We start from the raw sequence: 25,682 nt of genomic DNA on the forward strand, positions 1-25,682 counted from the left end.
CTGCGGCCTGACGGCTGCGGTCGGGCGACAGCCGGTCGGGCGACAGCCGGCCGGGCGGCTGTTGCCGGCGCTCCGTGTGCCACCGCCTCCGGGCCCGAGCAGTGGCTGGCCGGGTTCGGTTCAGCTGCATCACTTCAGGTCAGGTCACGGGCGCCTTGGCTCGCAGGATCGTGAGGAACTCGCGCATCCAGCCGGAGTGGTCCGGCCAGGCGCGGGACGAGACGAGGGTGCCGTCGACCACGGCCTCCGCGTCCTGGAACGTGGCGCCGGCCGCCTGCATGTCCAGCTCCAGCGCCGGGTACGCGGTGACGCGGCGGCCGCGCAGGCTGTCCACGGCGGCGGTCAGCAGGGGACCGTGGCAGATCTGGGCGACCGGTTTGTCCGTGTCGAAGAAGGACTTGAGGATCTTGCGGAGTTCGGGATCGTTGCGGAGGTATTCCGGGGCACGGCCGCCCGGGACGACCAGGGCGACGTACTCGCCGGGATCGACCTCGGAGAAGGCGAGGTCGGCGGGCCAGGTGTAGCCGGGCTTCTCGGTGTAGGTGTCGAAGCCTGGTTCGAAGTCGTGGACGACGAACTGGAGCTTCTTGCGGGCGGGGGCGGCGATGTGGACCTCGTAGCCCTCCTCGCGCAGGCGCTGGTACGGGTACAGGACCTCCAGTGACTCCGCCGCGTCGCCGGTGATGATCAAAATCTTGGCTGACATGTCGCTGAGCTCCCCTCAGCCGTGGTGTGCGCCCCCAGACCCCCACTATCGCCCACAATCGGTCTGAACGGGTTCGTCCTCAAAACGCCCGGGTGCGAAGCGGGCGGACGGCCCCGTGCTGTGCAGAACGTCAAACTTCCGGCCCCGGTTTTGTACACATACGGCTCATGACGGGGCCCCCGTCCGGAGCGATAGCCTTGTGGCGTGATCAGCGCGATATTTCGCGGGGGCCTCGTCGTCCCTGCCCTGCGCCCGGAGAGCACGGTCGACAGCCGTGACCGGGTGGCGGTCGCTGGTCTTCGCGGGCGGGGCGGGACATCGAGGCTTCCCGGGACGCCGAGCACTCCCTGGGCGCGGACGCCACCGAGAGCAGCGTCACACCTGTCGGGGAGCTCAAAAATGGCTCAGAAACCCCCGCACATCTCACCTTGCGGCATAGCGTCGGATCAGGACCGGACACCCCGCGTCTCGGCGTCACGTCGGCAGGGAGGGACCGTACTTCCTTCTACGTCACGCAACGGCGCGCGACAGGAGCCAGAGGACAATGCAGACCAAGCTGGACGAAGCCAAGGCCGAGTTGCTGGAGAGGGCCGCTCGGGTAGCTGAGAACAGCCCGGTCGGGGGGCACCTTCCCACCGGGACGACGAGCGAGGGCACCCCCGGCACCTCGGACGGCACCGCGGACCGGGACACCATGCTCGCGTTCCTCCAGCGCTACTACCTCCACACGGCCCCGGAGGACCTGGCCGACCGCGACCCGGTCGACGTCATCGGAGCCGCGTTCTCCCACTACCGGCTGGCCGAGAACCGCCCCCAGGGCACGGCCAGCGTGCGGGTCCACACCCCGACCGTCGAGGAGAACGGCTGGACCTGCAGCCACTCCATCGTGGAAGTCGTCACCGACGACATGCCCTTCCTCGTCGACTCCGTCACCAACGAGCTGTCCCGGCAGGGGCGCGGCATCCACGTCGTCATCCACCCGCAGGTCATCGTGCGCCGCGACGTCACCGGCAAGCTCATCGAGGTGCTCAACACCCCGCGCGGCGGCGAGTTGCCGCACGACGCGCACACCGAGTCGTGGATCCATGTCGAGATCGACCGTGAGACCGACCGGGCCGATCTGAAGCAGATCACCAACGATCTGCTGCGTGTCCTCTCCGACGTGCGGGAAGCCGTCGAGGACTGGGAGAAGATGCGGGACGCGTCGATCCGTATCGCCGACGAGCTGCCCGCCGAACCCACCGCGGACGACCTGCGCGGCGACGAGGTCGAGGAGGCCCGCGAGCTGCTGCGCTGGCTGTCGGACGACCACTTCACCTTCCTGGGCTTCCGGGAGTACGAGCTGCGCCAGGACGACTCGCTGACCGCCGTTCCGGGCACCGGCCTCGGCATCCTGCGGTCCGACCCGCACCACGAGGAGGAGGAGAGCCACCCCGTCAGCCCCTCCTTCGAGCGACTGCCCGCCGACGCCCGCGCCAAGGCCCGCGAGCACAAGCTCCTCGTCCTCACCAAGGCCAACAGCCGCGCCACCGTCCACCGGCCGAGCTACCTCGACTACGTGGGAGTGAAGAAGTTCGACGAGGCGGGCAACGTCGTGGGGGAGCGGCGCTTCCTCGGACTCTTCTCGTCCGCCGCCTACACCGAGTCCGTCCGGCGCGTTCCCGTCATCCGCCGCAAGGTCGACGACGTGCTGGCACGTGCCGGGTTCTCGCCCAACAGCCACGACGGGCGCGACCTGCTGCAGATCCTGGAGACGTACCCGCGCGACGAGCTGTTCCAGACGCCCGTCGACGAGCTGCAGTCCATCGTCACCTCCGTGCTCTACCTGCAGGAGCGGCGCAAGCTGCGGCTCTACCTGCGCCAGGACGAGTACGGGCGCTACTACTCCGCCATCGTCTACCTGCCCCGCGACCGGTACACGACCGGCGTACGGCTGCGCATCATCGACATCCTCAAGGAGGAGCTCGGCGGCATCAGCGTCGACTTCACGGCCTGGAACACCGAGTCGATCCTCTCCCGGCTGCACTTCGTGGTCCGCGTCCCCCAGGGCACCGAGCTGCCCGAGCTCAGCGACGCCGACAAGGACCGCATCCAGGACCGGCTGGTGGAGGCCGCGCGTTCCTGGTCCGACGGGTTCTCCGAGGCGCTGAACGCCGAGCTCGGCGAGGAGCGGGCCGCCGAGCTGCTGCGCCGCTACGGCAACGCCTTCCCCGAGGGATACAAGGCCGACCACAGTCCGCGCGCGGCGGTCGCCGACCTCGTCCACCTCGAAAAGCTCGGCGACGGCGAGAAGGGCGGCAAGGACTTCGCGCTCAGCCTGTACGAGCCCGTGGGCGCCGGTCCCGGCGAGCGGCGGTTCAAGATCTACCGCCGGGGCGAGTCCGTCTCCCTCTCCGCGGTGCTGCCGGTCCTCCAGCGGCTCGGCGTCGAGGTCGTCGACGAGCGGCCGTACGAGCTGCGCTGCGCGGACCGTAACAACGCCTGGATCTACGACTTCGGCCTGCGGCTGCCCAAGGCCCTGATCGAGAGCGGCATCCTGGGCGACGACGGCCGCGAGCGGTTCCAGGAGGCCTTCGCGGCGACCTGGAGGGGGCAGGCCGAGAACGACGGCTTCAACGCGCTCGTGCTGAGCGCCGGGCTCACCTGGCGCGAGGCGATGGTGCTGCGGGCCTACGCGAAGTACTTGCGCCAGGCCGGCTCCACCTTCAGCCAGGACTACATGGAGGACACCCTCCGCAACAACGTCCACACGACCCGTCTGCTCGTGAACCTGTTCGAGGCGCGGATGTCGCCGGAGCGGCAGCGGGCCGGTCTGGAACTCGTCGACGCGCTCTTCGAGGAGCTGGACAGCGCCCTCGACCAGGTGGCCAGCCTCGACGAGGACCGGATCCTGCGGTCCTTCCTGACCGTCATCAAGGCGACCCTGCGGACCAACTTCTTCCAGGAGGCGGGCGGCGGGCAGTGGCACGACTACGTGTCCATGAAGTTCGACCCGCAGGCGATCCCGGACCTCCCGGCGCCGCGCCCGGCGTTCGAGATCTGGGTGTACTCGCCGCGGGTGGAGGGCGTGCACCTCAGGTTCGGCAAGGTCGCGCGCGGTGGTCTGCGCTGGTCCGACCGGCGTGAGGACTTCCGCACCGAGATCCTCGGCCTGGTCAAGGCGCAGATGGTGAAGAACACCGTCATCGTGCCCGTCGGCGCCAAGGGCGGCTTCGTGGCCAAGCAGCTGCCGGACCCGTCCGTGGACCGCGACGCCTGGATGGCCGAGGGGATCAGGAGCTACAAGACCTTCATCTCCGCGCTGCTCGACATCACCGACAACATGGTGGCCGGCGAGGTCGTGCCGCCCGCCGACGTCGTACGGCACGACGAGGACGACACCTACCTGGTGGTCGCCGCCGACAAGGGCACGGCGACGTTCTCGGACATCGCCAACGAGGTCGCCCAGTCGTACAACTTCTGGCTCGGCGACGCGTTCGCGTCGGGCGGCAGCGCCGGCTACGACCACAAGGGCATGGGCATCACGGCCCGCGGTGCCTGGGAGTCCGTGAAGCGGCACTTCCGGGAGCTGGGCGTGGACACGCAGACCGAGGACTTCACGGTCGTCGGCATCGGCGACATGTCCGGTGACGTGTTCGGCAACGGCATGCTGCTGAGCGAGCACATCCGTCTGGTCGCCGCCTTCGACCACCGGCACATCTTCATCGACCCGGTTCCGGACGCGGCCACCTCGTACGCCGAGCGCCGCCGCGTGTTCGAGCTGCCGCGCTCCTCCTGGGAGGACTACGACACCGAGCTGATCTCCGCCGGTGGTGGCGTGTTCCCGCGCACCGCCAAGGCGATCACGGTCAACAGCCACATCCGCGAGGCCCTCGGCATCGAGGGCAAGGTCTCCAAGATGACCCCGGCCGACCTGATGAAGGCGATCCTCCAGGCACCGGTCGACCTGCTGTGGAACGGCGGCATCGGTACGTACGTCAAGGCGTCCACCGAGACGCACGCCGACGTCGGCGACAAGGCCAACGACGCCATCCGCGTCGACGGCGCAGACCTGCGGGTCCAGGTCGTCGGCGAGGGCGGCAACCTCGGCCTGACCCAGCTCGGCCGGATCGAGTTCGCGCAGCGCGGCGGGAAGATGAACACCGACGCCATCGACAACAGCGCGGGCGTGGACACCTCCGACCACGAGGTGAACATCAAGATCCTGCTCAACGGCCTGGTCACCGAGGGCGACATGACCGTCAAGCAGCGCAACAAGCTGCTCGCCGAGATGACCGACGAGGTCGGCCATCTGGTGCTGCGCAACAACTACGCGCAGAACACGGCGATCGCCAACGCCCTCGCCCAGTCCAAGGACATGCTCCACGCCCAGCAGCGCTTCATGCGCCACCTGGTGCGCGAGGGCCACCTCGACCGGGCGCTGGAGTTCCTGCCCACCGACCGGCAGATCCGCGAGCGGCTCAGCGCCGGGCACGGGCTCACGGGCCCGGAGACGGCCGTCCTCCTCGCGTACACGAAGATCACGGTCGCCGAGGAGCTGCTGCACACCTCGCTGCCCGACGACCCGTACCTGCTCGGCCTGCTGTACGCGTACTTCCCGACCGAGCTGCGCGAGCAGTTCCCCGAGAACATCGACAGCCACCCGCTGCGCCGCGAGATCGTCACGACCGTCCTGGTCAACGACACGGTCAACACGGGCGGTACGAGCTTCCTGCACCGTCTGCGGGAGGAGACCGGAGCCTCCCTGGAGGAGATCGTCCGGGCGCAGACCGCGGCCCGCGCGATCTTCAACTCCGGCGCGGTGTGGGACGGCGTGGAGGCGCTGGACAACAAGGTCGACGCGGGCGTCCAGACCCGTATCCGCCTGCACTCCCGTCGGCTGGTCGAGCGCGGCACGCGCTGGCTGCTCAACAACCGGCCGCAGCCGCTGGAGCTCACCGGGACCATCGCGTTCTTCAAGGACGGGGTGGCGCGGGTCTGGGCCGAGCTGCCGAAGCTGCTGCGCGGCGCCGACCTGGAGTGGTACCAGAAGATCTACGACGAGCTGACCGACGCGGGCGTCCCCGACGAGCTCGCCACGCGGGTCGCCGGGTTCTCCTCCGCCTTCCCGACGGTCGACATCGTCGCGGTGGCCGACCGCATGGGACGGCAGCCGATGGAGGTCGCCGAGGTGTACTACGACCTCGCCGACCGGCTGCGGATCACCCAGCTCATGGACCGCATCATCGAGCTGCCCCGCGCGGACCGCTGGCAGTCCATGGCCCGGGCGGCGATCCGCGAGGACCTCTACGCGGCGCACTCGGCCCTCACGGCGGACGTCCTGGCGGTGGGCAACGGCGAGGCCACGCCGGAGCAGCGGTTCAAGGGCTGGGAGCAGAAGAACGCGGCGATCCTGGGCCGGGCGCGCACGACGCTGGAGGAGATCCAGAGCTCGGACTCGTTCGATCTGGCGAATCTGTCGGTGGCGATGCGGACGATGAGGACGCTGTTGCGCACGCATTCTTAGGGCGCGTCCGTAGGGGCGGTGCCTGTTGGGTGCGCGGCTGCCGGTTCGTTGTGGTCGCTCGCGCAGTTCCCCGCGCCCCTTTTGGGGGCGCGGGGCTGTGTCGATATGCGGCTCCGCCGCGTGGGCGCGACCAGCCACGACGCATCCGCAGCCGCGAAACAGACATCCGCCCCCCTCTGGGAGCGAAGGCCTGGAAGCAACCCATCCCGCCCTCGTGACATCTACCTAAGCGACCCCCAGATGGACTACACATGGATTACTCTGTGTAGTCGGGGTGAATCGGTATGTCTACGATTATTGGGATGAACGTGGAACTGCGTAGCTCGCCCGCGCCCGCCGTGTCCGTCGTCGTGATCGTCTACAACGACGAGGCCAGGCTCCCCACGGCGGTGCGCTCCGTGCTGGACCAGACGTTGCGGAGCGTGGAGGTCGTCATCGTCGACGACCGGAGCACGGACGGCTCGTACGCGGTGGCCCAGCGCCTCGCCGCCGAGCACCCCGGCCGCGTACACGCCCACCGGCTGCCCGAGAACAGCGGCGGCTGCGGCGCCCCCCGCAACCACGGGATCCAGCAGGCCCGCGGCGACTACGTGCTGTTCCTCGACAGTGACGACGTCCTGGAACGCAACGCCTGCCGCAACATGCTGGAGGCCGCCGAGACCACCGGCGCCGACCTCGTCTCCGGGCTCTGCGTCCGCGTCCACGTGGACTCGCGCAACGGCAAGGAGGTCAAGTGGTACCCCTGGCTGTACGCGACCACCCGCACCCTGGAGTCGATCTCCGAGCTGCCCGACCTGCTGGTCTTCGACACGCTGTCGACCAACAAGTGCTACCGGCGTGAGTTCCTGCTGGACAACGGCCTGGAGTTCCCCGTAGGAATCCACTACGAGGACCTGCTCTTCTCGGCGCAGGCGTACGCCGCCGCCCGCCGCATCACCCTCATCCCGAACCGGGTCTACGACTGGAACGTCGTGGACAAGCCAGGCACGGCCGCCACGAAGTCGATCAGCAACCGGCGCGCCGAGATCGCCAACTTCACCCACCGTATGGAGATCCACCGCCGGGTCGACCAGCTCCTCGTGGAACGGGGCCTGGCGGAGCTGAAGTTCCACAAGGACGTCAAGTTCCTCAAGCACGACCTCGTGCTGCACCTGCGTGACCTGCCGTTCCGGGACGCCGCCTACCGGCAGGAGTTCGCCGCGATCGCCCGTGAGTACCTGGAGTCGATCGACCCGGCCGCGTACGACGAGACCGAGCCGATCCACGCCATCTGCGCCTATCTGCTGCGCAAGAGCGACTGGGACAACCTGCTGCCCGCCGTGGACACGCTCACCAACCGGAACAAGGTCTCCGCGCCGCTCGTCGAGCGCGACGGCCGGATCTACTGGTGCGCCGAGCACCTGGACGACCCCGAGGACGGGGACTTCGCCCGCCGGGTCCTGGACGTCACCGAGCTCGGCTACCACACCAAGCCGGTCGAGAAGCTGTTCCTGCGCAACGAACTGACCGAGTACCAGGGCCCGTACGGCGGCGTCGGCGGCGCGGTCCGCCTCGCCGGGCGCATCACCAACCCGCTGGGTGTCGTCCCGCCGGGCGCCCGACTCACCGGCGAGCTGGAGTTCGCCGCCCGCCGCAAGGGTGTCCGTTTCCAGGTCTTCCGCTTTCCCGTGGCATCGACCCGGCACGAGGGCGAGTTCATCGCGTGGGAGGCGGTCGCCGATCTCGCACGGGGGCTCAGGCCCGTCGGCATCGTGGACGCGGTGTGGGACGTACGGCTCCACCTCGACGTGGACGGCGTACGCACCACCACCCGGCTCACCGCCTCCGAACCGGGCCTCGCCTCCGGGCAGTTGCCCGTCCGGCCCCGGCTCACCCGGCTCGTCGCCGACCGTATCGAGCCGCAGATCTCCTCCCGCGGTCACCTCGCCTTCCAGCTCGTCCCCGACAAGAAGGCGAACACCCTCGTCGAGCGCGGTATCCACGGTGCCCCAGGACGGCTCGCCAAGTCCGGCTACCGCAAGGCGAAGTCGGTGCGCAGGACGCTGGCCTCCGGGGACACCAAGATCCGTCTCTACCACGAGGCGTATCGCCGGCTGCCCGTGAAGAAGCGCCTGGTCGTCTTCGAGAGCCACCTCGGCCGTCAGTACAGCGACAGCCCCCGCGCGATCTACGAGGAGATGCGCCGCCAGGGACTGGACTTCGAGGCCGTGTGGGCGTACGCGGACAAGCCGGAGGGCTTCCCCAAGGACGCCATGCTGGTCCGCCGTTGGTCGATGCCGTATCTGAAGGCCCTGGCCCGCGCCGAGTTCTGGATCGACAACCAGAGCTACCCGCTCAAGCTCACCAAGCGTCCCGAGACGACGTACATCCAGACCTGGCACGGCTCCGCGCTCAAGCGGATGGGGTTCGACGAGCCCGAGTGGAAGCTCCGCTCCCGCGCCGAACAGGCCGAACAGCAGCGCACCCTGGACCGCTTCGACCGCTTCCTGGTCCGCTCCGAGCACGACGTGCGCACCCTCGCGCGCGCCTTCCGCCTCAAGGAGAAGTCGCTGCTGCGGGTGGGCTACCCGCGCAACGACGCGCTCGTACGGGCCCGGCAGTCCTCAGGGCGCCCGCCGCTCGCCGCCGAACTGGGCATCCCCGAGGACAAGAAGGTCCTCCTGTACGCCCCCACCTTCCGCCGGCGAGGGCAGCGCCGCTTCGAGCTGCCCTTCGACGTGGAGCGCTTCGCCGACACCTTCGGCGACCGCTACGTCCTCCTCGTCCGCTCCCACTACCTCAACCACGTCGTGCTCCCACCGTCGGTCCGGGGCCGCGTCATCGACGTCTCGTCCCACCACGACGTGACCCCGCTGCTGGCCCTCGCCGACGGTCTGATCACCGACTACTCGTCCGTGATGTTCGACTACGCGCTCCTCGACCGGCCGATGTTCTTCTTCACCTACGACTACGAGGAGTACGTGCACGAGGGCCGCGGCACCTACTTCGACCTGCTCGAACGTGCTCCCGGTCCCGTCGTCCGCACCGAGGACGACCTGTACGCGGCGCTCGGTTCGCTGGAGGAGCAGTCGGCCAAGTTCTCCGGAGCCCGCGAGCGGTTCGTCGCCGACTTCGGCGAGTACGACAAGGGGCATGCCGCCCGGAGCATCGTCGACCAGTTCTTCGCCGAGTGGAGGCGAGCGTGACGCCGAACCCGAACCCGAACCCGTCCCCGTACCCGTACCCGTCGAGGGACGTCTTCCTCGTCGCCAACAGCGTCAACGAGCTGGGCGGAGTGGCCAGTTGGACTCACCAGATGGCCCGGCTGTTCTCCGAGCGCGGGCACCGCGTGCACGTCGTCGGCATCACCCCGCCCGAGGTCCCCATGGAGCTGGGCGACGTCCCGTACCCGACCACCACGCTGTACGACGGCCAGCCCCCGCGCCCCGGCCGCGCCCGGGACGTGAGCATGCGCGAGAAGGCCACCCGCCTCACCTCGCTGTTCCGGGCCGCGCGCCCCGGCGCGATCGTGATCGTCACGCAGGTGTGGGCGATGGAGTGGGTGGGGCTCGCCGACACGACCGGCCTGACCGTCATCGGGATGAGCCACGAGTCGTTCGAGTACAGCAGGAAGAGCTCGCGCTTCCAGCGAGTCCTGAAATTCTACGAGAATGTCGACCGCATGCTCGTCCTCACCCGCGAGGACGCCGACCTGTGGATCGGCCAGGGCCTCAACAACACATCCTTCATGCCGAATCCACTGCCTTTCATACCCGCCGAACCCTCGCCGCGCACCGAGAAGGCCGTCGTCAGCATCGGCCGGCTGCACGACCAGAAGGGCATCGACATGCTCCTCGACGCCTGGGCGGAGGTCGCGCCGCGCCACCCCGACTGGACCCTGAAGATCTACGGCTCCGGCGAGGACGAGGAGATCCTGCGCAAGCAGTGCACCGAACTGGGCCTCGACGACTCGGTGCGGTGGATGGGCCGTACCAGCGACGTGCCCGCAGCCCTGCGCGGAGGCTCCGTCTTCGTCCAGTCGTCCCGGGGTGAGGGCTTCCCGCTGGCCCTGATGGAGGCCATGGCCACCGCCGTCCCGTGCGCGGCCTTCGACTGCGCCCCCGGCGTCCACGAGATCGTCCACGACGGCGAGGACGGCCTGCTGGCGGCCCCCGGCAACACCGGCGAACTCGCCCGCAAGCTGGGCGTGTTGATGTCGGACAAACACCTACGGGACCGCATGGGCGACACGGCCCGCGTCAACATCCAGCGCTACACGACGGAAGAGATCGTCCGCCGCTGGGAGGAGCTGTTCGGGTTCCTGGAGAGGTGACCTTCAAGGCCGGGGGTGGGGGCGCCCCTGAAAGGGGCGCGTGCCCCGTAAGGGGCGCGGGGAACTGCGCGAGCAACCACAAACGACCCGCAGTCGCAGTAAGCCAGTTCCCCCCGAGCTCCAAGGCGGCCCCTACTTCTTCCCACCCGTGAACTCCTCGTACGCCTCCAGAACCTCCTCCGTGGCCCCATCCATCCGCAGCTCCCCCCGCTCAAGCCACAGCACCCGATCACACGTGTCCCGGATCGACTTGTTGTTGTGGCTCACCAAGAACACGGTGCCCGCGTGCTTGCGCATCTCACGAATACGTTCCTCAGAGCGCACCTGGAAGGAGCGATCCCCCGTGGCGAGGGCCTCATCGATCAGCAGCACGTCATGGTCCTTGGCCGCGGCGATGGAGAACCGCAGCCGCGCCGCCATTCCGGAGGAGTACGTCCGCATCGGCAGCGTGATGAAGTCGCCCTTCTCGTTGATGCCGGAGAAGTCGACGATCCCCTCGTAGCGCTCCCTGATTTGCTCGCGGGACATGCCCATCGCGAGGCCGCCGAGGTAGACGTTCCGCTCGCCGGTGAGGTCGTTCATCAGGGCGGCGTTGACGCCGAGGAGCGAGGGCTGGCCGTCGGTGTAGATACGGCCGTTCTCGACGGGAAGCAGTCCGGCCACGGCCTTCAGCAGCGTGGACTTGCCGGAGCCGTTCGTGCCGATGAGCCCGATGGCCTCGCCCTTGTAGGCGGTGAAGGACACGTTCTTCACCGCGTGCACCTTGCGCACGCCCGCCGCCTTCTCGGTCTGCTTGCGGCGCATCATGCGGTTGAGCGCGGCGGTGGCACTGCCGCGGCCCGCGCCCGTGCCGTTGACCCGGTAGACGATGTCGACCTGGTCGACCACGACGGTGGGGGCGAGCTCGGCGGGGGCTTCGGCCTGCGCCATGTCCTCGAGGTGGGTCAGGGTGATGTCAGCCACGGCCGTACGTCTCCTCAGCCTTCCAGAAGTAGATGAACCCGCCGACGCCGGCGAGCAGCGCCCAGCCGAGGGCGTACGCCCACACGTGGTGGGGGAGCTGGCTCGCGTGGAAGCTGTCGATCAGCGCGAACCGCATGAGGTCGATGTAGACGGCGGCGGGGTTCGACTCCAGCAGGATGCGCAGCCAGTGGGGCAGGTCGTTGTGGTCGAGCACCCTGCTGATGCTGAACATCACGCCCGACATGTACATCCAGGTGCGCAGCACGAACGGCATCAGCTGGGAGATGTCCGGGGTCTTGGCCCCCCACCGGGCCATGATCATCGCGACGCCGGCGTTGAAGACGAACTGGAGCGTGAGCGCGGGCACGATCAGCACCCAGGACGCGGTGACCGGCACCCCGAAGGCGAGCAGGATCACGACCAGCGCGGCCATCGAGAACAGCAGCTGCTGCAGCTGCTGGAGCGCGTACGAGATCGGGAGCGCGGCGCGCGGGAAGTGCAGGGCGCGGACGAGTCCGAGGCTGCCGGAGATGGCCCGCGTCCCCGCCATGATCGAGCTCTGCGTGAACGTCCACACGAAGACACCGGTCACCAGGAACGGGATGTAGTCCGGCACGCCCCGGCTGGTGCCCATCAGGACGCCGAAGATGAAGTAGTAGACCGCCGCGTTGAGCAGCGGGTTGGCCACCTGCCAGATCTGGCCCAGCTTCGCCTGGCTGTACTGCGCGGTGAGCTTGGCCGTGGCGAACGCCGTGATGAAGTGCCGGCGCGCCCACAGCTGCCGTACGTACGCGGGCAGGGAGGGGCGGGCGCCGCTGACGCTGAGGCCGTACCGCGCGGCGAGCTCCTCGGGGGACTCGCCTGTCGGCGCCTGCGCCCGCGTCTGCGTGGGGGGCGTGGCGGGGGGCGGTGTGTGGAGTACCTGGCTGCTCACATCCGCTGCTTTCGGCTAGGGGGACATCCCGTGACGCTTCGTCGCGCTGCTCTTCGCCCGGCTCTTCGCGCTGCTCTTTGCATTGCTTTTGCCGTGCTCTTGCGTCGCTCTTACGTCGGGACGGGTCCGTATCGTCGTAACGCAACCGTAGGCCGAAGTAACGCCGGAACGCAACCGTTTCGTCGTCACGCCCCTATGCTGGTTCGTATGACTTCGAACACCGACGCCCCCGCAGCAGCGCAGTCGACAGCAGCGCAGTCGACGCGGCCGCGGCAGCCGCGCCGCCGGGCCCCCGCCGGGGCGGCCGTGCTCCGCGAGGACGTGACCGAGGCCATCCAGGCGGCGGTCTTCGAGGAGCTCGCGGCCGTCGGCTACGGCCGTATGTCCATCGAGGGCATCGCCCGGCGCGCGGGGGTCGGCAAGACGGCGGTGTACCGCCGCTGGCGCTCCAAGCTCCACCTGGTCCTCGACCTGGTTTCCGCGGTGGCGGTCCAGGGCCTGCCGATGCCGGACACGGGTTCGCTGGAGGGCGACCTCCGCCTGCTCTACGAGGTCACGTCCCGCGCCCTGCGCCACCCGGTGGCCGGCCAGATCATCCCCGACCTCCAGGCCGAGGCGGCCCGCAACCCCGAGATCGCCGAGGCCATGCAGAAGGCGCTGCGCGAGGGCCAGCAGAGCGTGGCGAGCGGCATCGTCGCGTCGGCGGTCGCCCGCGGGGAGGTGCGGGACGGGATCGACGAGGACCTCACCCTGGACCTGATCTCCGGTCCGCTGTACTGGCGGGCGGTGGTCGTACGGGGCCCGAAGCTGCCGAAGGGGTACCTCGCGAGCTTGGCGAGGGCGACGGCGGGGGCGCTCAAGGCGCTGTAGGCGCTGTAGGGATGCGCATCCGGGTGTGCTCCGTCCCGGTGAAGCCCTGAGGCGCTGATCCTGTTGTGCCCTGGGAGGAAGCGGCGGGACCGGCTCCGCATTGCACACGTCACCGTTTGACAGGGGGTGGCCGGCGGTTTGCGATGGTGACGAGGCGTCGACGCGACGTTCTCCGCTTCGGCGTATGACCGCGGAGCATGACCGAGGAGCATGACCGAGGAGGCCGCCATGGCAACGCATTCGTCGCACCTGCCGTCGGCGGATGTCGCTGCCGGCGCTGCCGGCGCGGTTGCCGGACTGTGGCGCTATCCCGTGAAGTCGATGATGGGGGAGGAGTTGAACGCCTCCGAGGTCACGAAACGGGGGCTCTTCGGGGACCGGCAGTTCGCCGTGGTCGATCCGGCGACGGGCAAGGTCGCGGGTGCCAAGAATCCGCACAAGTGGGGAAACTTCTTCGAGTTCCGAGCCGCGTATGCCGACCCTCCGCGGGCGGGCGGACACCTGCCTGACGTCCGCCTGACCCTGCCCGACGGGACCGTCCTGACGAGCGCCCAGCCCGACGCGGCCCGGCTGCTGTCCGAAGCGCTCGGCCGGGAGGTCACGCTCGCGACTCTCGCGACGGCCAAGGGCGACGACGAGTCGCCCCGCGCGACGGCGGAGGAGTACTGGCCGGACATGGCAGGGCTCGACCACCGGGACACCGTGACCGACTGGGACCTGCCGACGGGGACCTTCTTCGATCTCGCCGTGGTGCACCTGCTGACGACGGCGACGATCGACAGGCTGCGCGCGCTCTATCCCGAGGGGCGCTTCGAGGCTCGCCGCTTCCGCCCGAACATCATCGTGGAGACCCGTCCGGACCTGCGGGGTTTCGTGGAGAACGACTGGGTCGGGCGCACGGTGGCGATCGGCGACGAGGTACGCCTGCGGATCACCGGTGCCTGCCCCCGCTGCGTCATGATCACGCTGCCCCAGGGGGACCTGCCGCACGATGCGGGCATCCTGCGTACGGCGGCGCGGCACAACCAGGTGAACGTGGGGGTCTACGCCGACGTGATCTCGGGCGGAACGATCCGGCGCGGGGATCACATCACGCTCGTGTGAAGGGGCGACCGGCGTTGGTCAGCAAACCTGACGACCGATCAACCGCCATGCGAGATCCACCAGTTCAGCAGCACGGAGAACGCGTCCTTCGAATCCGGGCAAGGGCGCGCTGGGGGTCAGTCAAGGCGCCTGGCTTTGAGCGCGGTGAGGAGAGCGCGGAGGGGGGCGGGGCTGGTGGTCAGGTGAGCGGCGGGTTGGTCACTCTCGCGGAGGTGTATGGAGGTGGGGGTGGAGGGCAGAGTGGCGAGTTCGACGCAGTCGTCGCCCGAATCGGTGCCCGAGAAGGACGACTTCTGCCAGTGGAGGCGGCCGCGCATGTCAGCTCCTTTCACAGTTCGCGGGCGACGCGGTTGATGAGATCTCTGGACTCCGCGGGTGGGAGAGCCGCTGCGGCAACCCGCTCGTAGCGCTGTTGATACTGCCTCAGACGGGACTCGGCGTCGAAGAGTTCGCCGCGATGTGCCGTATCGATCTGTGCGGTGTCGAGTTGGGGGACAGGGCCGTGCAAATAGAGCATCGAATACCCGGTCCCGGCGAAGTCCTCGGCGTCGAAGGGCAGCACATGCACGGTGACGTTGGCCAGCTCCGACCGTTCGAGGATCTGTCGCAGCTGGGCCTGAGCCGTGTCGCGGCCACCCACCCGGATGCGGAGAGCCGCCTCGTGGATGATGGCTTCGTACGGCGTTCCGGGCGAACCGGTGAGGACCTGCTGCCGTTGCAGGCGGAAGGCGACAAACGCGTCCAGGTCTCGCTTCGGCATGGCCGGCGAGGTGTAGCTGAACATCGCCCGCATGTGGTCCTCGCTCTGCAGTAAGCCTGGGATGTGGGCGACTTGGAAGGTGCGGATGCCGGTGGCGTGATGCTCGCACTCCGCGAGGTCCAGCCCTTGCGGAGCGACGATGTCCCGGTACTCCTCCCACCACCCCTTGCCTCGTTCGTTCGCCATGCTCACCAGGGCGTCGACGTACGCCATGTCCTCGCACGCGCAATGCGTCGCCAAGCGACGAATGCGATCCTCGCTGATCCCGCCGCGGCCGGTCTCCACATGGCTCTGGTGCATGGGGCTCGATCCCAGGAACTCGGCTGCCGCTCGGGCGCTGATCCCCGCGCGCTCACGCATCTTGCGCAGTTCGGCACCCAGGCGCTGTTGCCGGGCCGTGGGGTTGCTCCTTGGCGGCATCCGCCTCTTCTCCCTGGTCATCCCGCTCAACGAGTATGCCGCGCAAGCATGGCACGGTTCACACCGTCGAGTTTCAGTTTCCGGGTATAGCTTGCGCCGGGTATAGGTTGCACCCTACTTTGGGTGATGGTTATGGCGCTCTCGGTCATGTTTTCTTGATGTGCCTCAACTCCCGTATCCGCCAACGTCAGTCGGAAGTGCACCTGGGCGAAGCCGACTGCCCGGGCAATGACACCGACCGGCCCGTTCCCTTCTCTCTCGTCATCTGTCCCTCTCCGTAGCGGAGTTGATCAGCCATGCCCGAATACACCCTCCGATGCCCACCCCTGGACACCACTCCCCGCATCGCCCGCGACTTCGTCACCTCCGTCCTGAGTGCCCTGGGGCTGGGCACCCTCGTCGACGACGCCACCCTCTGCACCTCCGAACTGGTCACCAACTCCTGCGTTCACGCGAAGGGGGCGGGCGCCGTTTTACTGCTGACAGCGGAGGGTGAGGCTGTCCGCGTGACGGTCTACGACGAAGACGACGTGCTGCCCGTCCTGCGGGAGGGCTACGACAGCGAGTCCGGCCGTGGCCTCTGGATCATCGACGCCCTCACGGACGGCCGCTGGGGGATCGAGCCCGAGCAAGGTGTCGGCCTCGCGTTGGGACGGGATGGCGGGAAGGGCGTGTGGTTCGAGCTGGGAGCGGGGCCGCCGGAAGGGAGTGTGTGTCCGTCCGGCCCGCGCCGAGCCCCGGCGGAGTGCGGAGGTAGCGAGGGATGGCGTACAGCCGGTGCACCCTGAGGGGCCGAGAATCCCGATGCCGCCCTTGACGCGGGACGCGTTGAGGGAAGCTGTGAAGCGGGTGAGTCTGGTGAACCTGCCGCAGTTCGACCTGGAGGCGGGGCGGGCGTTCGACCAGGCCAGTCAGACCGGGAGTACGGCTCCCCTGCAGCTGTTCCTACGGCGCTGGGGCGTCTTCGTGGCGATCGAGCGGGATCGGGCCCGGGCGGCCCGTCTGCACGAGGCCGAGCGGGTCTCCCAGGACGACACGGTGGCCGAGTTCGCGTTCCGCGCCGCCATGGCGGAGGTCAACCGGATTCTGCGAGAGGCGGAGCGGGAGATCGAGGCTTGAACGATCAGGAGCCGCCGGACCCGGAGTGGGCATGGGAGTACGGAGCGGAACCGGACTGGGTTGTTGGTGATCTTCCCAGCGAGGGGCGCGAAGCGGCGGAGGAGGTCGCGCGCGAGTTGGTGGTGCTCGCCTAGCTGGGACAGGACCCCGGCGAAGGAGCCGACGTGACGAGAACGGCTACAGCGGCCGATGCCGCGTCGTACGACACTGAGACCGAGCAGGGCTGTCAGTCCACCCGTTGGCGGGCGGCGAGGACCGCGATGTCGTCCTCGTTCGCGCTGCTTCCGAGGCCGGCCAGGAGGGTGTCGAGCATGTCCTCCAGCGGGTCGTCCGTCGACAGGCTCAGATCCGTCAGCGCCTGCAGCGAGACGTCGATGTCCATGCCGCGCCGTTCCACCAGGCCGTCGGTGTAGAGCAGCAGCACCGTGCCCGGCTCCATCCGTACGGTGATCGACGCGTAGTCTCCCAGCTCGGTGCCGAGGGGCGGACCGGCGGGAAGCCACAGCACCTCGGGAGGTCCTCCGGGCCGGATGACGACGGGCGGCAGGTGTCCGGCGCCGGCCGCCGTGCAGGTGCCTGACTGTGGGTCCATGAGTACGAGAAGACAGGTGGCGACGCGGTCGAGGCCGATGTGCGTGACGCGCTGATCGACCTCGCCGAGGATCCTGTCGACGGGCATACCGGAGGCCGCCACGGTGCGGAGCAGGGAGCGGTACTGACTCATGGCGACGGCCGCCTGGAAGCCGTGGCCCATCACGTCGCCCATGACCAGCAGGGTGCGGCCGCCGGGCAGGGCGATGGAGTCGTACCAGTCCCCGCCGACCAGCACGCTGGTCCCGGAGGGGAGGTAACGGGTGGCCACTTCGACGCCGGGGTCCGGGCTGCCCGGTTCGGACAGCAGCGCACGCTGCAGTTCCAGCGCCATGGTGTGCTCATGGGTGTATCTGCGAGCGCTGTCGATGGCGACGGCGGCCCGCCCTGCCAGGCCCTGGGCCGTCAGAACGTCCTCCTCGCTGAAGGGCGCCGACGCGCCCGCCCGCCCCAGGATGACGTGGCCGACGGAGCGTCCGGCCGTGGGCAGGGGGACGAGGAGAAAGGAATGGATGCCGGCCGCGCGGAGGACCCTGAGCGGTTCGAGGTCCACCGGCATCTTCTGGAGCAACTCGTCCGAGGCGTGGTTGCCCAGCCACGGCCGCCCGGTGTCCATGCAGCGGCGTGAGACCGACCCCCGGGGGATGTCGATGTACCCCGCCGGTCCGCCCATCAGCCGCAACTGACGTCTCACCTCCTGCGGCGCCGAGAGCGCCATGCCGCGCAGCCGCAGCATGCCGGGAGCAGGTGTGCCGCAGAACTCCTCGTCGACGATCCCGACCAGGGCGGCATCCGCGAGGGAGGGGGCGAGGAAGTCGGCCAGCTCCGTGCAGGTGGCTTTGATGTCGAGTGTGGTGCCGATCCGGGTGGCCGCGGTGTCCAAAAGCGCGAGCCTCTGATGCGCGTTCTCCAGATCGTCCAGATAGCGGCGCAGGTTGCTGACCTCCACGCCGATCCCACACACACCGACGACCCCGTCCTGCCCTTCCAGCCGGTGAAAGACCACACGCCACAGCCTGCGGCCCAGGCGTGAGGGGGCACGTGTGGTGCCGTCCACGGTCTCTTCCCGGGGCTGCCCGTCCTTCAGTACCTGGAGCGGAACCTCGGGGTAGGCGTGGACGTCCGGCAGCACCTCGCCCAGCGTCCGGCCCAGGAACGCGGCGGCGGGTACGCCACTGACCCGGGCCCACGCGGGATTGACGTAGAGATAGCGCAACCGCTCGTCGAGAATCACGACGGGAGCCGACGTCCCTTCGATGATCCGGCGCAGGAACCCGCACTCGCACGCCTCCTCGGTCAGGTCGCCGAGTAATCCGGAAACCCCTGCCGGGAAATCCGGATCGCGGGAGAGGAGCCACGGTGGCGGAGGTCGTTCGGCGTCCACACGTCCCTCCTTCTGACCGGTCCGATCCTTCTGATCCTTCTGATCCTTCTGATCGGCGTGCTGACCAGGCCAAACCGCTTTCTCATCGTGCGGTAGGGGAGGGTGTGCCGCATCTTGAGCGAACGGTCCGTGCCCGGCGGCCAAAAAAGTCCGACGGCGATGTCGAGAACCCGCGTCCGGCTCCGTCCCCGGGGTGAACGCGACCACAATGGGTCGCACGAGCACCGAGGAGAACCACGATGGCCAAGTACCTGCTGCTGAAGCACTACCGAGGCGCCCCGGCCGCGGTCAACAACGTGCCGATGGACCGGTGGACGCCCGAGGAGATCTCGGACCACGTGCAGTACATGAACGACTTCGCGGCCCGGCTGGAGAAGACCGGCGAGTTCGTCGACGGTCAGGCGCTCGCCCCCGAGGGAGCATGGGTCCGCTACGACGGTGAGGGACGCCCTCCGGTCACCGACGGACCGTTCGCGGAGACCAAGGACCTCATCGCCGGCTGGATGATCATCGACGTCGACAGCTACGAGCGGGCCGTCGAGCTGGCGGGGGAGCTGTCGGCCGCGCCGGGGGCCGGCGGCAAGCCGATCCACGAGTGGCTGGAGGTGCGGCCGTTCCTGACCGCGGCTCCCACCATCACCGAGTGCCATTGATGAACGAGGCCCTGCTGAGGAGCCTCACGCCGAGCGTGCTCACCGTCCTCGTCCGCCGCGGAGCCGACTTCGCGGCGGCCGAGGACGCCGTGCAGGACGCGCTGGTCGAGGCGCTCCGGGTCTGGGCGGCCGACCCGCCGCGGGATGCCAAGGGCTGGCTGGTCACCGTGGCCTGGCGCAAGTTCCTCGACGGGGCCCGCTCGGACGCCGCCCGCCGCCGGCGCGAGGACCGCGTCGACGAGGAGCCGGTGCCCGGGCCCACCCCCGCGGTGGACGACACGCTCCAGCTCTACTTCCTGTGCGCGCACCCGTCGCTCACACCGGCGTCCGCGGTCGCCCTCACCCTGCGCGCCGTCGGCGGGCTCACCACCCGCCAGATCGCCCAGGCCTACCTGGTGCCCGAGGCGACCATGGCCCAGCGCATCAGCCGGGCCAAGCGCACCGTCTCCGGCGTACGGTTCGACCAGCCGGGCGACGTCGCCACCGTGCTGCGCGTCCTCTACCTCGTCTTCAACGAGGGCTACTCCGGCGACGTCGACCTCGCCGCCGAGGCCATCCGGCTCACCCGGCAGCTCGCGGCCGTCGTCGACCACCCCGAGGTGGCGGGGCTGCTCGCCCTCATGCTGCTCCACCACGCCCGGCGTGCCGCCCGGACCGCGTCCGACGGCAGCCTCGTGCCGCTCGCCGAGCAGGACCGCGGCCGGTGGGACACGCGCCTGATCGCCGAGGGCGTCGGGATCCTGCAGGCGGCCCTCGCCCGCGACCGGCTGGGCGAGTTCCAGGCCCAGGCCGCCATCGCCGCCCTCCACGCCGACGCGCCCCGCGCCGCCGAGACCGACTGGGTGCAGATCGTCGAGTGGTACGACGAACTCACGGTCCTGACCGACAGCCCGGTCGTCCGGCTCAACCGGGCGGTCGCCGTCGGGGAGGCCGACGGACCGCGCGCCGGCCTGGCGGCGCTCACGGAGCTGGACGCCTCACTGCCCCGCCACGCCGCGGTGGCGGCGTACCTCCACGAGCGCGACGGTGACCTGGAGACGGCGGCACGGCTGTACGCCGAGGCGGCCCACAACGCACCCAACCTCGCCGAGCGCGACCACCTGACGCGCCAGGCCGCCCGGCTCAACGCCCACGGACCCCGCTGACGGGTCGCGCCGGCTGTTGCTGATGGGGCGCGCCGGCTGTTGAGGCGGCGCTCAGGAAGGCGACTGCGCCTCCGGATGCCTGCGCAGCCAGCCCTCCCAGGCCGAGGAGATCATGTCCTCCACCCCGTACCGGGCCTTCCAGTCGAGCTCGCCGGCGATGCGATCCGCGGAGGCGACCACGCGGGCGGGGTCGCCGGGGCGGCGGGGGGCGACGGACGGGGGCAGGCCGTGGCCGGTGAGCGTGGTGATGCGGTCGATCATCTCGCGGACCGAAACGCCTTCACCGCGCCCGATGTTGAGGGTCAGGTCCGTGCCGGGGGCGGCCCGCAGGCGCCGGGCCGTCGCCACGTGGGCCTCGGCCAGGTCCACCACGTGGATGTAGTCCCGCACGCACGTGCCGTCGGGCGTCGGGTAGTCGTCCCCGAAGATCCGCGGCGCCGCGCCCTCGGTCAGCTTCTCGAAGACCATCGGGACGAGGTTGAAGACGCCGACGTCCGCCAGTTCGGGCGAGGCCGCGCCCGCCACGTTGAAGTAGCGGAGGGACGCCGTGGACAGGCCGGTTGCCCGCCCCGTGGCCCGTACCAGCCATTCGCCCGCGAGCTTGGTCTCGCCGTAGGGGCTCATCGGTACGCAGGGCGTGTCCTCGGTCACCAGGTTCACGTCCGGCATGCCGTACACCGCGGCCGAGGAGGAGAAGACGAAGGACGGGACCTTCGCGTCGGTGACGGCGGAGAGCAGGACCCGCAGTCCCTCCACGTTCTCCTGGTAGTAGTGCAGCGGCTGTTCGACCGACTCGCCGACCTGCTTCTTCGCCGCCAGGTGGACCACGCCGGAGACGGCGTGCCGGGCCAGGGTGCGCGACAGCAGCTCGCCGTCCAGCGTGGAGCCCACGACCAGCGGCACACCCTCGGGTACGCGCTCGGCGATCCCCGTCGACAGGTCGTCGTAGACCACCGCCCGTTCGCCCGCCTCGCGCATCGCGCGGACGACGTGTGCCCCGATGTAGCCGGCGCCGCCGGTGATCAGCCAGGTCATGGACTGCCGTCCCTTCATGAGTTCGCCTACAGGTCGCGCACCAGTGAAGCAGGCGATCACTTGTGAAGCAGACGTTTGACGCGCCTGCTCACCACATCCGCCAATCCGCGCCAACCGGGCGCGATCCGCACCGCGAGCGCCCCCGCGTGGGTCGCGTACGGCTGCACGAGGAGGAGCCCGTGGCGCGCGCTCGGCACGGCGGTGCGCCGCAGCAGCCCGGGCCCCCGGAGTGCGCGGGGCGTGGTCTCCCGGGCGGTGCCGTCATGGAAGCACAGCCGCAGCCGCAGGTCCCAGGTGCCCGAGCCCAGCTCGCCGAGGTCGACCGGCACGTCGGCCTGCCAGCTGTCGAACTCCGGCTCGGCCGTGAGGGAGGCCGTGCGGACGAGTCCCACCCGGCCGGTGTCCCGGTGGGTGAACTCCACGTCCACCGTGTGGGGTCCCGCCTGATCCATCCGCCCGTACAGCTCGTGCAGGCGCAGCCGGAGCAGGGTGTGGCGCGCGCGGGGGCGCAGTTCGGCGTCGACCGTCGCGGGCAGCAGGTGCACGGGGCGTTCGAGGAGGTGCTCCAGCCGCACCTCGGGCAGGTCCGCGGACCACACCGGGGTGCCGTCGGCCGCGCGCGCGTACGGCGGTGTCAGCCGGGCCGGTCGGGCCGCGAGCTCCTTGAGGCGGGACACGTCGCGCGGCTCGGCGGAGGTCAGTATCACGCGCGCCACCACACGCCCCGGCGCGGGCGCCAGCGCGAAGTCGGCCGCGTCGAAGGTCTCCAGGTACGCGCGGGTGAGGGTCCACCACTCGCGCTGGTACCCGTCCCCGCGCTGGTCGAGCTCGCGCGCGTACATCCGCAGCGAGTGTTCCAGGAACCTCGCCCGCGCGGCCCGTGCCAGCTGCTTCTCGCCGGCGCCCAGGAGGATGTCGTACGACAGTCGGTGGGCGTCGGTGCGTGCCCGCCAGTTGTCGATGCCCGCGCGGTCGAGGGAGATGGACAGCCGGGTCGCGGAGCGCCGCACGTGCCAGACGTAGACCGTGTCCGGGACGAGGGCCATGCGCGGGGCGGCGGCCAGCACGCGCGCGCTGAACACGAAGTCCTCGTACGCGAAGCGCCCGTCGGGGAAGCGGATCCCGTGCTCACGCAGGAAGTCGGTGCGGTAGAGCTTGTTGACGCACAGCGTGTCGTGGACGAGGCGGGTGAGCCGGGACGGGTGGGTGATCACGGCCGGCTTCGTGTACAGCTCGGGCTGCCACGGTGTCTCGCGCCCGGACGGCAGCTCCCGGCGCACGCACAGGCCCGCCGTGACCTGTGCGCCGTGCTCGACCGCCGCGCCGAGTAACACGTCCACCGCACCGGGCGGCAGCACGTCGTCGCTGTCCAGGAACATCACGTACGGCGCCGCCGCGGCCTCGATGCCGTCGTTGCGCGGGGTGCCGCAGCCGCCGCTGTTGACCTGGCGGCGGATCACCCGCAGGCGCGGTTCGCCGGCCGCCATCCGCTCCAGCAGCTCCGCGCTGCCGTCCGACGAGCAGTCGTCGACCGCGATCACCTCTCGGACGGCGGGGCCCTGCGCGAGCGCCGAGCGGACCGCGTCCGCCACATGGGCAGCGTCGTCGTATCCGATGACGACGACGCTGACCTGCGAGTGGTGAGGATGCATGGCTCCCACGAGTCGGAATAGTAGGTATTGATATTAGTTTCCCGTTTAGAGGCACTTAGCCTCCCGTGTGGAAGATGGCAGGAATGGGGGCCGGGTTCCGTTCGGAGTTGTCGGATTCGAGGCCGTTCGGTCGTTGCCCGCCACAGCCGTACGAAGGACAGGGCCGCCGCGGCCGTCAGGAGCCCGTTGCGCACGAGCATCAGCAGGCAGCCCGTCCAGGTGCTGTCGACGACCTCCCGGTAGAGCACGGGATACGCCACCGCGCTGACCGCCGTCGCCGCCACGAGCAGCACGGCCACCGGGCGCTGCGTGGTGTGCCGCGAGGTCAGGCACACGGCGGCCAGGCCCAGCAGCCACACCATGTACTGGGGGCTGATCACCCGGCTGGTGACCGTGAAGAGCAGTACGGCGCTCAGCGCGGCGTCGTACGGCGTCGCGGGCGACCAGCGGTGGGCTCGCGTCCGCCACAGCAGCAGGGCGCCGAGGGCGGCGACGGTGAGGGCGAGCGAGAGGGCCGCGACCTCCGGCACGTACGGCCCCGTGAACTCCATCGCGCCGTACCGGTAGCGCACGGTCCCGTCCCATCCCGCGCGGCGCGCGAACGCGAGGGCCGTGCCGCCGAGCGACTCGATCTGCACGCCCCGGGCGCCCTGCTGGCGCAGGAAGTCGAACGGCGCCCTGAACAGCACCGCGAGCGCCCCCAGCAGCACCGCCGCGGTGACCACGCCGGCCGTCCACGCCTCCTTCGTCGTACGGCCCCTCGGCGTACCGATCAGGGTCAGCGCGGGCCATACCTTCACCACGGCGCCCATCGCGGCGAACGCCCCGCACGCGCGCTTGGAGCGCGAAAACGTCAACAGGGCGATGACGGCGAACGCCGTGACCAGCACGTCGTACCGTACGAGCGGCAGACACAGCAGGACCGGCAGGGCGGCCGTCCACAGCGCGGCCCCGGTCGGGCTGCGCCCCTCGGGGCGGGTCCCCGCGTGCGCCAGGGCGGCCGTGACGACGGCGTCGGCGGCGAGGGTGAGGACCACGAAGGCCTGGAAGTACGTCAGGCCCGGCAGCAGTCCGGGCGCCAGCAGCAGGGGCCCGGCTCCCGGTGGGTACTGCCAGAGCGGGTCGCCCTGGGGGTACGCGCCACCGGAGAGGATGTCGTGCCAGCCGGCGTACAGCCGGTACACCTCACGCGCGACACCGCCGCCACCGAGCGCGGGCAGGTGGTTGTGGGCGAGCAGCCACAGCATCAGGGCGCGGGTGGCCGGCCAGGCGACGGCGAGGGTGAGCAGGGGGAGACGGGTTCGGGGCTGGATTCGGGGCTGGATTCGACATCTCATCAGCTCGGATGGTAATCCGCGCAAATGCCACATTCACGGCGATACGCCGCCACTGTTGCGCTGCTTGGTGTGCTGCTCTGGCGACCCCCGCTTCTAGCCGCAGCCCGGCGCCCCCTCCAGCTCCGCCTCGTCCAGCGCGGTCGTCAGGCGGTCCAGGCGGGTGCGCAGCTCGCGCAGTTCGCCGAGGTCGAAACCCGTCGCGGCCGCGATCCGGCGCGGCACCTCCAGGGCCCGCTCGCGCAGCGCCCGGCCCTCCTCGGTCAGCCGCACCTCCACCGACCGCTCGTCGCGGGTGCTGCGCTCGCGCCGCACCAGTCCGGCCGCCTCCAGTCGCTTCAGTAGCGGTGACAGCGTGCCGGAGTCCAGGCGCAGGTGTTCGCCCAGCTTCTTCACGGGCAGCTCGCCCTGCTCCCACAGCACCAGCATCACCAGGTACTGCGGGTAGGTGAGGCCGAGGTCCTTCAGGAGCACCCGGTAGACGCCGTTGAAGGCGCGCGAGGCCGCGTGCAGCGAGAAGCAGATCTGCCGGTCGAGGCGCAGGAGGTCTCCGTCGAGGGCGCCGTCGAGGGTGTCCGCCGGGATGGCTGAGGTCGAGTGGACGGCTGGGGTCGAGTCGGTGGATGGGGTCGGGGTCATGGGGCCAGGATACCTCCGGTGCGTCATTTAGTTGTGTGCAATTTAATTGTGTGCTCTAATCGTGGCGTGCGGGCGGCCGGACCGGGCCGCCCAACGTGAACTTCGAGAGGGATGGTTTCCCATGGACGCGCTCTACACCGCTGTCGCCACCGCCACCCACGGCCGCGAGGGCCGTGCCGTCTCCTCCGACGGCAAGATCGACCTCGCGCTGGGCCTGCCCGTGGAGATGGGCGGCAACGGCCAGGGCACGAACCCGGAACAGCTCTTCGCCGCCGGATACGCCGCCTGCTTCGGCAGCGCCCTGGGCCTCGTCGGCCGCCAGGCGAAGGTCGACGTCAGCGACGCCGCGGTGACCGCCGAGGTCGGCATAGGCAAGCAGGGCGAGGGCTTCGCCCTGAAGGTGACGCTGCGCGTGGAGCTGCCGGACTCCGTGGATGAGGCGACCGGCCGCAAGCTGGTCGAGCAGGCCCACCAGGTCTGCCCCTACTCCAACGCCACCCGCGGCAACGTCCCGGTCGAGCTCGTCGTCGAGTAGGGCCGCGTCCCGCCCGGACA

21 protein-coding genes are annotated in these 25,682 nt (G+C 69.9%); 11 read left to right on the top strand and 10 right to left on the bottom strand.

Going from position 1 to position 25,682, the window contains the following annotated elements:
* Positions 1-139: 139 nt before the first annotated feature.
* On the bottom strand, positions 140-706 hold the full coding sequence (locus AB0959_RS26530; protein ID WP_366829060.1) for a DJ-1/PfpI family protein: 567 nt from the start codon (positions 704-706) through the stop codon (positions 140-142).
* 544 nt (positions 707-1,250) lie between these two features.
* Between AB0959_RS26530 and AB0959_RS26535 the strand changes: the two genes are divergently transcribed.
* The 3 genes from AB0959_RS26535 to AB0959_RS26545 all read left to right on the top strand — a co-directional run bounded on the left by AB0959_RS26535 (position 1,251) and on the right by AB0959_RS26545 (position 10,524).
* Positions 1,251-6,212: an NAD-glutamate dehydrogenase gene (locus tag AB0959_RS26535; protein WP_366829061.1), complete on the top strand. Its 4,962-nt coding sequence runs from the start codon at positions 1,251-1,253 to the stop codon at positions 6,210-6,212.
* Positions 6,213-6,514: 302 nt separating this feature from the next.
* Positions 6,515-9,397, top strand: coding sequence for a bifunctional glycosyltransferase family 2 protein/CDP-glycerol:glycerophosphate glycerophosphotransferase (locus tag AB0959_RS26540; protein WP_366829062.1), 2,883 nt, complete (start codon positions 6,515-6,517; stop codon positions 9,395-9,397).
* Complete coding sequence (locus tag AB0959_RS26545; RefSeq protein ID WP_366829063.1) at positions 9,394-10,524, top strand: glycosyltransferase; 1,131 nt, start codon at positions 9,394-9,396, stop codon at positions 10,522-10,524. The genes AB0959_RS26540 and AB0959_RS26545 overlap by 4 nt, the downstream gene beginning before the upstream one ends.
* A gap of 132 nt (positions 10,525-10,656) precedes the next feature.
* Here the strand turns inward: AB0959_RS26545 and AB0959_RS26550 are convergent, their stop codons facing one another.
* Positions 10,657-11,454, bottom strand: coding sequence for an ABC transporter ATP-binding protein (locus AB0959_RS26550; protein ID WP_366829186.1), 798 nt, complete (start codon positions 11,452-11,454; stop codon positions 10,657-10,659).
* Between the two features lie 25 nt (positions 11,455-11,479).
* Positions 11,480-12,421: an ABC transporter permease gene (locus tag AB0959_RS26555; RefSeq protein WP_366829064.1), complete on the bottom strand. Its 942-nt coding sequence runs from the start codon at positions 12,419-12,421 to the stop codon at positions 11,480-11,482.
* A gap of 207 nt (positions 12,422-12,628) precedes the next feature.
* Here AB0959_RS26555 and AB0959_RS26560 point away from each other — a divergent pair, with 207 nt between their 5' ends.
* Both AB0959_RS26560 and AB0959_RS26565 read left to right on the top strand, forming a co-directional pair.
* Entirely contained in the window at positions 12,629-13,291 is a 663-nt protein-coding gene (locus tag AB0959_RS26560) for a TetR/AcrR family transcriptional regulator (protein ID WP_366829066.1), read from the top strand.
* Positions 13,292-13,519: 228 nt separating this feature from the next.
* Positions 13,520-14,395 (top strand): MOSC N-terminal beta barrel domain-containing protein, encoded by an 876-nt coding sequence (locus AB0959_RS26565; protein WP_366829068.1) that lies wholly within the window; start codon positions 13,520-13,522, stop codon positions 14,393-14,395.
* Positions 14,396-14,511: 116 nt separating this feature from the next.
* Here the strand turns inward: AB0959_RS26565 and AB0959_RS26570 are convergent, their stop codons facing one another.
* Together AB0959_RS26570 and AB0959_RS26575 are read right to left on the bottom strand one after the other, a co-directional pair.
* Complete coding sequence (locus AB0959_RS26570; RefSeq protein ID WP_366829069.1) at positions 14,512-14,712, bottom strand: DUF397 domain-containing protein; 201 nt, start codon at positions 14,710-14,712, stop codon at positions 14,512-14,514.
* A gap of 11 nt (positions 14,713-14,723) precedes the next feature.
* On the bottom strand, positions 14,724-15,596 hold the full coding sequence (locus AB0959_RS26575) for a helix-turn-helix transcriptional regulator (RefSeq protein ID WP_366829070.1): 873 nt from the start codon (positions 15,594-15,596) through the stop codon (positions 14,724-14,726).
* Positions 15,597-15,871: 275 nt separating this feature from the next.
* Between AB0959_RS26575 and AB0959_RS26580 the strand changes: the two genes are divergently transcribed.
* The 3 genes from AB0959_RS26580 (at position 15,872) to AB0959_RS26590 (ending at position 16,828) form a co-directional block, all read left to right on the top strand.
* Positions 15,872-16,363, top strand: coding sequence for an ATP-binding protein (locus tag AB0959_RS26580; protein WP_366829071.1), 492 nt, complete (start codon positions 15,872-15,874; stop codon positions 16,361-16,363).
* A gap of 61 nt (positions 16,364-16,424) precedes the next feature.
* Entirely contained in the window at positions 16,425-16,694 is a 270-nt protein-coding gene (locus AB0959_RS26585; protein WP_366829072.1) for a hypothetical protein, read from the top strand.
* Positions 16,691-16,828, top strand: a complete 138-nt coding sequence (locus AB0959_RS26590; RefSeq protein WP_366829073.1) for a hypothetical protein — start codon at positions 16,691-16,693, stop codon at positions 16,826-16,828. Before AB0959_RS26585 ends, AB0959_RS26590 begins: the two co-directional genes overlap by 4 nt.
* A gap of 92 nt (positions 16,829-16,920) precedes the next feature.
* Here AB0959_RS26590 and AB0959_RS26595 read toward each other — a convergent pair whose 3' ends face one another.
* Positions 16,921-18,669, bottom strand: coding sequence for a SpoIIE family protein phosphatase (locus AB0959_RS26595; protein ID WP_366829074.1), 1,749 nt, complete (start codon positions 18,667-18,669; stop codon positions 16,921-16,923).
* 239 nt (positions 18,670-18,908) lie between these two features.
* On the opposite strand from AB0959_RS26595, the gene AB0959_RS26600 reads away from it, so the two are divergent.
* Both AB0959_RS26600 and AB0959_RS26605 read left to right on the top strand, forming a co-directional pair.
* Positions 18,909-19,322 (top strand): YciI family protein, encoded by a 414-nt coding sequence (locus AB0959_RS26600; protein ID WP_366829075.1) that lies wholly within the window; start codon positions 18,909-18,911, stop codon positions 19,320-19,322.
* Positions 19,322-20,467 carry a DUF6596 domain-containing protein gene (locus AB0959_RS26605; protein WP_366829187.1) on the top strand — a complete coding sequence of 382 codons (1,146 nt, stop codon included), beginning with the start codon at positions 19,322-19,324 and terminating at the stop codon, positions 20,465-20,467. The genes AB0959_RS26600 and AB0959_RS26605 overlap by 1 nt, the downstream gene beginning before the upstream one ends.
* Positions 20,468-20,518: 51 nt before the next feature.
* On the opposite strand, the gene galE is transcribed toward AB0959_RS26605, so the two are convergent.
* The 4 genes from galE to AB0959_RS26625 form a co-directional block, all read right to left on the bottom strand.
* Positions 20,519-21,502: a UDP-glucose 4-epimerase GalE gene (galE, locus tag AB0959_RS26610; protein ID WP_366829076.1), complete on the bottom strand. Its 984-nt coding sequence runs from the start codon at positions 21,500-21,502 to the stop codon at positions 20,519-20,521.
* 56 nt (positions 21,503-21,558) lie between these two features.
* Entirely contained in the window at positions 21,559-23,154 is a 1,596-nt protein-coding gene (locus AB0959_RS26615) for a glycosyltransferase family 2 protein (RefSeq protein WP_366829078.1), read from the bottom strand.
* Positions 23,040-24,491 (bottom strand): glycosyltransferase 87 family protein, encoded by a 1,452-nt coding sequence (locus tag AB0959_RS26620; protein WP_366829079.1) that lies wholly within the window; start codon positions 24,489-24,491, stop codon positions 23,040-23,042. The genes AB0959_RS26615 and AB0959_RS26620 overlap by 115 nt, the downstream gene beginning before the upstream one ends.
* 93 nt (positions 24,492-24,584) lie before the next feature.
* Entirely contained in the window at positions 24,585-25,127 is a 543-nt protein-coding gene (locus AB0959_RS26625) for a MarR family transcriptional regulator (RefSeq protein WP_366829080.1), read from the bottom strand.
* Between the two features lie 121 nt (positions 25,128-25,248).
* On the opposite strand from AB0959_RS26625, the gene AB0959_RS26630 reads away from it, so the two are divergent.
* The gene (locus AB0959_RS26630; protein ID WP_366829081.1) at positions 25,249-25,662 is read left to right on the top strand and encodes an organic hydroperoxide resistance protein; all 414 of its coding nucleotides are present in this window, start codon (positions 25,249-25,251) and stop codon (positions 25,660-25,662) included.
* Positions 25,663-25,682 lie beyond the last annotated feature (20 nt).

The sequence above is a fragment of the Streptomyces sp. NPDC046862 genome, from assembly GCF_040704615.1.
Classification (GTDB): Bacteria; Actinomycetota; Actinomycetes; order Streptomycetales; family Streptomycetaceae; genus Streptomyces.

Excerpts from the sequence above, each read along its gene's own strand:
- AB0959_RS26530 (WP_366829060.1), bottom strand. The coding sequence starts at position 706 with ATGTCAGCCAAGATTTTGATCATCACCGGCGACGCGGCGGAGTCACTG.
- AB0959_RS26630 (WP_366829081.1), top strand. The coding sequence starts at position 25,249 with ATGGACGCGCTCTACACCGCTGTCGCCACCGCCACCCACGGCCGCGAG.
- AB0959_RS26550 (WP_366829186.1), bottom strand. The coding sequence starts at position 11,454 with ATGGCGCAGGCCGAAGCCCCCGCCGAGCTCGCCCCCACCGTCGTGGTC.
- AB0959_RS26560 (WP_366829066.1), top strand. The coding sequence starts at position 12,629 with ATGACTTCGAACACCGACGCCCCCGCAGCAGCGCAGTCGACAGCAGCG.
- AB0959_RS26575 (WP_366829070.1), bottom strand. The coding sequence starts at position 15,596 with ATGACCAGGGAGAAGAGGCGGATGCCGCCAAGGAGCAACCCCACGGCC.
- AB0959_RS26625 (WP_366829080.1), bottom strand. The coding sequence starts at position 25,127 with ATGACCCCGACCCCATCCACCGACTCGACCCCAGCCGTCCACTCGACC.
- AB0959_RS26605 (WP_366829187.1), top strand. The coding sequence starts at position 19,322 with ATGAACGAGGCCCTGCTGAGGAGCCTCACGCCGAGCGTGCTCACCGTC.
- AB0959_RS26580 (WP_366829071.1), top strand. The coding sequence starts at position 15,872 with ATGCCCGAATACACCCTCCGATGCCCACCCCTGGACACCACTCCCCGC.
- AB0959_RS26615 (WP_366829078.1), bottom strand. The coding sequence starts at position 23,154 with ATGCATCCTCACCACTCGCAGGTCAGCGTCGTCGTCATCGGATACGAC.
- AB0959_RS26540 (WP_366829062.1), top strand. The coding sequence starts at position 6,515 with ATGAACGTGGAACTGCGTAGCTCGCCCGCGCCCGCCGTGTCCGTCGTC.
- AB0959_RS26600 (WP_366829075.1), top strand. The coding sequence starts at position 18,909 with ATGGCCAAGTACCTGCTGCTGAAGCACTACCGAGGCGCCCCGGCCGCG.
- galE (WP_366829076.1), bottom strand. The coding sequence starts at position 21,502 with ATGACCTGGCTGATCACCGGCGGCGCCGGCTACATCGGGGCACACGTC.
- AB0959_RS26535 (WP_366829061.1), top strand. The coding sequence starts at position 1,251 with ATGCAGACCAAGCTGGACGAAGCCAAGGCCGAGTTGCTGGAGAGGGCC.
- AB0959_RS26570 (WP_366829069.1), bottom strand. The coding sequence starts at position 14,712 with ATGCGCGGCCGCCTCCACTGGCAGAAGTCGTCCTTCTCGGGCACCGAT.
- AB0959_RS26620 (WP_366829079.1), bottom strand. The coding sequence starts at position 24,491 with ATGAGATGTCGAATCCAGCCCCGAATCCAGCCCCGAACCCGTCTCCCC.
- AB0959_RS26565 (WP_366829068.1), top strand. The coding sequence starts at position 13,520 with ATGGCAACGCATTCGTCGCACCTGCCGTCGGCGGATGTCGCTGCCGGC.